The organism is Micromonospora sp. M51 (assembly GCF_018070305.1).
In the GTDB taxonomy this organism is placed as follows: Bacteria; Actinomycetota; Actinomycetes; order Mycobacteriales; family Micromonosporaceae; genus Micromonospora; species Micromonospora parva.
This window is the reverse complement of sequence record NZ_JAGPXZ010000340.1, coordinates 1-6,328: the sequence shown is the minus strand read 5'-3', so window position 1 is coordinate 6,328 and position 6,328 is coordinate 1. Positions and strand designations below refer to the sequence as shown.

General features: G+C 70.6%; 6 protein-coding genes. 5 read left to right on the top strand and 1 reads right to left on the bottom strand.

The window, feature by feature from the left end; translation table 11 throughout:
• Nucleotides 1–710: GNAT family N-acetyltransferase (locus tag KBX53_RS18660; RefSeq protein ID WP_210860659.1), on the top strand; the 710-nt coding region annotated here is incomplete at its 5' end.
• Nucleotides 711–810: 100 nt separating this feature from the next.
• Nucleotides 811–2,484, top strand: coding sequence for a phenylacetic acid degradation protein PaaN (gene paaN / locus KBX53_RS18655; RefSeq protein ID WP_210860658.1), 1,674 nt, complete (start codon nucleotides 811–813; stop codon nucleotides 2,482–2,484).
• A gap of 319 nt (nucleotides 2,485–2,803) precedes the next feature.
• Here paaN and KBX53_RS18650 read toward each other — a convergent pair whose 3' ends face one another.
• The gene (locus KBX53_RS18650; RefSeq protein ID WP_030327805.1) at nucleotides 2,804–3,334 is read right to left on the bottom strand and encodes a GNAT family N-acetyltransferase; all 531 of its coding nucleotides are present in this window, start codon (nucleotides 3,332–3,334) and stop codon (nucleotides 2,804–2,806) included.
• 241 nt (nucleotides 3,335–3,575) lie between these two features.
• Here KBX53_RS18650 and KBX53_RS18645 point away from each other — a divergent pair, with 241 nt between their 5' ends.
• From KBX53_RS18645 to groEL, 3 genes are all read left to right on the top strand, one after another.
• The gene (locus KBX53_RS18645; protein ID WP_030327804.1) at nucleotides 3,576–3,779 is read left to right on the top strand and encodes a cold-shock protein; all 204 of its coding nucleotides are present in this window, start codon (nucleotides 3,576–3,578) and stop codon (nucleotides 3,777–3,779) included.
• A gap of 95 nt (nucleotides 3,780–3,874) precedes the next feature.
• A complete protein-coding gene (locus KBX53_RS18640; RefSeq protein ID WP_210860657.1) occupies nucleotides 3,875–5,056 on the top strand; it encodes a hypothetical protein in 1,182 nt (393 codons plus the stop codon).
• A 272-nt stretch (nucleotides 5,057–5,328) separates the two neighbouring features.
• Nucleotides 5,329–6,328: chaperonin GroEL (gene groEL / locus KBX53_RS18635; RefSeq protein ID WP_210860656.1), on the top strand; the 1,000-nt coding region annotated here is incomplete at its 3' end.

Sequence of the window (6,328 nt, the reverse complement as noted above, 5' to 3'; positions counted from 1 at the left end):
AGCACGGCGTGCGTCTGCTCCGCGAACACGGCCGCAAGCGGGTGGTGGGGATGGCGGTCTCCGCGCTGCCCGGCGGGCCGCCCCGAAGCGTGGCCGGTGACGCGTTCGCCGCCGCTACCGGAGCGCAGCCCGCCCTCGCCGAGGTGCGCCGACGGCTCGACGTCAGCAAGCTCGACCGGGTCGCGCTGCGGGCGGCGCTCGCCGAGGCCCGCCCGCGGGCCGAGGGCTACCAGTCGGTCTGCTGGCAGGGGGCCACCCCGCCGGAGTACGTCGCCGACATCGCCTACCTCGACGGCCGGCTGCTGATGGACGCGCCCATGGGCGACGTGCAGTGGGAGCCGGAGCGGGTGGACGCCGAGCGCATCCGCGGCAACGAGCGGGCGCTGGACGCCCGGGGCCGGCGGCGCTACCACCTCGGGATGCGCCACGAGGCGTCCGGTCGACTTGTCGCCTGGACGCTGCTGGACGTGGGTGCCTCCGCCGACTGGCACGCGTTCCAGCAGATCACCATCGTCGACCCGGCCCACCGTGGGCACCGGCTCGGCCTCATCGCCAAGGCGGAGAACCTGCACCACCTGCTCACCCACCAGCCGGCGATACAGGTGATCGACACCTGGAACGCGACAAGCAACAGCTACATGGTGGCGATCAACGAGCAGCTCGGCTTCCGCCCGGTGGACTCCTGGACCGACTGGCAGCTCACCCTCTGACAGGTATCGGCGCTACTGCTCGCGGACCTGACTCAGGCATGCGCCGCTGCCGGGCATTCGCGCTACTGCTCGCGGACCTGACTCAGGCATGATGGCGGGCATGACGGAGACCCCGCATCCCCTGTACGACAGGCACGCCGACACCCTCAACCGTGCGCTGACCGCGATCACGGAGCGGGGCTACTGGTCCGCCTATCCTGAATCCCCCAGCCCCCGGGTGTACGGCGAGACCGCCGCCGCCGACGGTAAGGCCGCCTTCGAGGCGTACCTCGGTGGTGATTTTCCGCTCGACCAGCCCGGCAGCGGCGCTCGGGTCGCCACCGAGACGAGCCCGTTCGGTGTGGAGTTGGCGGTGCGGTACCCGCACGCCGGCCCCGGCGAGCTGGTCAGCGCCGCCTCCGCCGCGCTGCCGGCGTGGCGTGACGCCGGCCCGCAGGCCCGGGTGGGCGTCTGCCTGGAGATCCTCGACCGGCTGCACAAGAACATCTTCGAGCTGGCCAACGCGGTGCAGTTCACCAGCGGGCAGGCGTTCGTGATGGCCTTCCAGGCCGGTGGCGCGCACGCGCTGGACCGGGCGCTGGAAGCCCTGGCGTACGCGTACGCCGAGATGACCCGGCACCCGGGCACGGCGGGCTGGGAGAAGGCCGCCGGCAAGGGCGACCCGCTGCGGATGACCAAGACGTTCCACGTGGTGCCGCGTGGGGTGGCGCTGGTGATCGGCTGCAACACCTTCCCGACCTGGAACTCGTACCCCGGGCTGTTCGCCTCGCTGGCCACCGGCAACCCGGTGATCGTCAAGCCGCACCCGCGCGCCGTGCTGCCGCTGGCCATCACCGTGAAGTACGCCCGGGAGGTGCTCGCCGAGGCCGGCTTCGACCCGAACCTGATCATGTTGGCGGCGGAGGCGCCCGGCGAGAAGCTCGCCAGCGACCTGGCCCTGCACCGGGCCGTGAAGATCGTCGACTTCACCGGCTCCACCGAGTACGGCGACTGGCTGGAGACGCACGCGCGGCAGGCCTCGGTCTACACCGAGAAGGCCGGGCTGAACACCGTCGTCATCGACTCCACCGACGACTTCGCCGGCATGTGCCGCAACCTCGGTTTCACGCTGACCCTCTACAGCGGTCAGATGTGCACCACCTCGCAGAACATCCTCATCCCGGCCGGCGGCATCGAGACCGACCAGGGGCACAAGAGCTTCGACGAGGTGGCCGGCGGGATCGCCGCCGCCGTCGGCAAGCTCACCGCGGACCCGGCCCGGGGTGTCGAACTCACCGGCGCCATCGTCAACGACGGGGTGCTGGAGCGGCTGGCCGAGGTGACCAAGGTCGGCGAGCCGGTGCTTCAGTCGCGCGCCGTGGAGCATCCGTCGTACGCCGACGCGGTGGTGCGTACCCCGACGATCGTGAAGCTGACCGCTGACGACGCGGAGACGTACGGCCGGGAGTGGTTCGGGCCGATCTCGTTCGCCATCGCCACCGACTCCACAGCACACAGCCTGGAACTGCTGCGCCGGACGGTCGGCGAGAAGGGCGCGCTCACCGCCGGTGTCTACTCCACCGACGAGGCGGTGCTGGACGCGGCCGAGGCGGTGGCGGTCGAGGTCGGGGTGCACCTGTCCTGCAACCTCACCGGAGGTGTCTTCGTCAACCAGTCGGCGGCGTTCTCCGACTTCCACGGCAGTGGGGCCAACGCGGCGGCCAACTCGGCGCTGACGGACGGGGCGTACGTGGCGAACCGGTTCCGGATCGTGCAGTCCCGGCGGCACGTCTGAGCCTCGGTCGCGGTTGAGGGTTTCCGGGGCAGCCTCGCGTTTCCTTGCGGTTGAGGGTTTCCGGGGCAGCCCGCCCCGCTCCGGGCGGTCAGGCTTGATCCCTGCGCGGGTCGGGCTGCCCCGGAAACCCGCCGTAGGCACGGTTGTCGCTGACGTGTCCGGCCGGGGCCTCTTTCTATCCATGATCGTGCTCGATCCAGGATCTGGTGGCCTTCCGGCGAATGGTTACCACTACATCGCAGATCGAGCACGATCATGGTGCTCCGGCATGCTGCGCGACCGGGGCGGCGGGGGAGCGGGGTGTGGTGGCTGTGCGGGTCTAGGCGGGGCGGCGCATGTGCAGTTCGGTGAGGGCTGGGATGGTGGGGTGCGGGACGCGTACCCCGGTGTCCTGGAAGCCCAGGCGCTGGTAGGCCCGGTAGGCGCGGTCGTTGCCGACCACCACCTCCAGCAGCAGCTCCGGTCGGCCACAGGCGCGCGACCAGGCGGCCACCCCGTCGATCAGCTCGCCGAGCAGCCCGCTGCCGCGCCAGGTCGGCGTGACGTAGACGGCGTAGATCACGGTTACGCCGGGTTCGTTCGGGGCGGTGGTGCCGCCGGCGTGCCCGACCAGCCGGCCACCGGGGTCGGCGATGAACTGCGCGTTGCTGGAACCGGCTGAGGTGTACGCGACCCGGGCGGCGTACTCGTTGTGTGGCCGGGCCGCCGCGTCCGCCAGGGTCTCCAGGAAGGCCAACGGCGCGTCGGCCAGCATCTCCAGGCGCAGCGCCCGCATCCGGGCGGCGTCCTCCGGCCGGACCCGGCGGATCTCCGCCAGCCGCACCGCCGGCGAGCCCATGTCGGTGGTCATGTCCGCATGCCTACCACAGGGGATGGCCGCCTTCTCGTGAGCTGTGCCCGCTCGCCGTCACCTCGGCGTGGCCCCGGAGTGTGTCCGATTTGTGGCCGTGCGCGGCCGTCACTCCTCGTGTAGCGTGCGATTTCGGTCACCTCACTCAATGGCGGTCATCGATCGCTGAGTCGGTGGTCGGGGCGCCCGGCCGCGCCGTGCGCCGGGTCAGGCAAGGCCGCGCGAGTAAGGGAAGTGCACCGTGGCACAGGGCACCGTGAAGTGGTTCAACGCCGAAAAGGGCTACGGCTTCATTGCCGTCGACGGCGGTCAGGACGTGTTCGTCCACTTCTCCGCTATCGAGATGGACGGTTACAAGGCGCTGGACGACGGTCAGCGGGTCGAGTTCGAGATCGCCCAGGGTCAGAAGGGTCCGCAGGCCGAGCACGTACGCGTCACCGGCTGAGCTTTCGGACCGATCGGCCCCGGTGAGTCGGGGCTGCGGCAGGGGCACCCAGCCGGGAAGATCGTGACCGTTCCAGCCGATGCCGAGGAGCGTTCATGACCGACCAGCCGCCCCCGCCCACGTCGTCCGCCGGGTCCGGGGAGCCGGACCCGTCCTCGCCCGCCGGCAGCCCCGGCCACTCCGGTCCGCCGCCCGGCTGGGGCCCGGGCCTGCCCCCGGCCGGCCCGCCGCCCGGCTGGGGCCCGGGCCTGCCCCCGGCCGGCCCGCCGCCCGGCTGGGATCCCGTAACCGGGTCCTGGGGCGCCGGTGCGCCGCAGCAGGGTTGGACGTTCCCGCCCACCGGGGGCTACCCGCCCGGGTCGGGCCCCTACGGCGGGCAGCCGTGGTATCCGGGGCCGCAGGCCGGCTGGTACCCGCCGGGTTACGGATTCGACCCGAACGACGCACTGGTCACGCCGCCTGGCGCCGGCCTCGGCGGTTGGTTCGACAGATGTGGCGCAGCCTTGCGCCGGGGCTGGCGGCAGTTGGTGCCGATCGTGCTGCTCACCCAGGTGCTGCCGGCGGCGGTGCTCTCGGTGATCTCGCTCGGGCTGGACCCGTCGGCGCAGTGGGCCGCCCAGGCCGAGTCGAGTCCGAACCCGGCGCTTCCTGACAACTTCGCCATCGAGCTGCTGAACCTTCTGGTCCTGCTGGTCGGCGGCAGCCTGCTGGTCGGGTTGGTGCAGGCCGTCGGATGGGCCGCCGGCACCTGGGTGATCACCAAGCAGGCGGCCGGTCAGCCGGTCAGCCTGGAGTCGGCACTGCGCTACGGCCTGCGCCGGGCCCTCGGGCTGTGGGGTTGGACCCTGCTGATCGGCCTGCTGATCGGCGTGGGACTCTGCTTCTGTGTGCTGCCGGGCATCTACCTGGCCCTCGCGCTGAGCATGGCCGGCCCGGTCTATCTCTTCGAGCGGCACAACCCGATCGGTCGATCGTTCCGGATGTTCCATGATCGGCTGGGCCTGCTGCTCGGTCGGGTCGCCCTGGTGGCCGCGGCGGTGATCGTCGGCACGGTGATCCCCGGTGTGCTGGAAGGGGTGGGCACCTCCCCGCTCGGAACGGATCCGTTCGCCTCGGCGGGCACCGCGGTCGGCGCGGTGGTCGTGATCGGTATCACCGCCGTGCTGGCCCTGCCCGCTCACCTGGCCCAACTCATCGGTCTGCTGGTGACGTACGCCGAGCAGCGGGCCCATGAGGCGCCGGTGAACACCTCCGTACTGGCTGCGGAACTCGGTTGAGCGGCGGCATCGTGCTTGCACTCGGCATGGGAGAGTGCTAAACAAGTCATTGGCACTCGCATACCGTGAGTGCCAATGGTCGGGACGGTGGGGCCAGGTTGCACCGGCGTGGAGACGCCGGGGTGACACATGGCCGGTCGTCGCGGGCTATCCGGCCCGGCCGAAGGACGTCGTCGTCGCCAGGTGGCGACGTCCCAAGGTGCGTACACCAGGCGGCCCATCCGGGGCACACATCTCGGGTGGCCCGTGAGTGTCCAGGAGGACAACGCCGTATGGCCAAGATGATCGCGTTCGACGAAGAGGCGCGCCGCGGCCTCGAGCGGGGCATGAACCAGCTCGCCGACGCCGTAAAGGTGACCCTCGGCCCCAAGGGCCGCAACGTCGTGCTCGAGAAGAAGTGGGGTGCCCCCACCATCACCAACGATGGTGTGAGCATCGCCAAGGAGATCGAGCTCGAGGACCCGTACGAGAAGATCGGCGCTGAGCTGGTCAAGGAGGTCGCCAAGAAGACCGACGACGTTGCCGGTGACGGCACGACGACGGCGACCGTCCTGGCCCAGGCCCTGGTTCGCGAGGGCCTGCGCAACGTGGCCGCCGGCGCCAACCCGATGGCCCTGAAGCGGGGCATCGAGGCTGCTGTCGCGAGCGTCTCGGAGGAGCTGTCCAAGCTCGCCAAGGACGTCGAGACCAAGGAGCAGATCGCCTCCACCGCCTCCATCTCCGCTGGCGACAGCACCGTCGGCGAGATCATCGCCGAGGCGATGGACAAGGTCGGCAAGGAAGGCGTCATCACCGTCGAGGAGAGCAACACCTTCGGGCTGGAGCTGGAGCTCACCGAGGGCATGCGCTTCGACAAGGGCTACATCTCGGCCTACTTCATGACCGACCCGGAGCGTATGGAGGCCGTCTTCGACGACCCGTACATCCTGATCGCCAACAGCAAGATCTCGTCGGTGAAGGACCTGCTCCCGATCCTGGAGAAGGTCATGCAGTCGGGCAAGCCGCTGCTGATCATCGCCGAGGACCTGGAGGGCGAGGCCCTCGCCACCCTGGTGGTCAACAAGGTCCGTGGCACCTTCAAGTCGGTCGCCGTCAAGGCGCCGGGCTTCGGTGACCGCCGCAAGGCCATGCTGACCGACATCGCCATCCTCGCCGGTGGCCAGGTCATCAGCGAGGAGGTCGGCCTCAAGCTCGACGCCGCCAGCCTCGACATGCTGGGCCGCGCCCGCAAGGTCGTGGTGACCAAGGACGAGACCACCATCGTCGACGGTG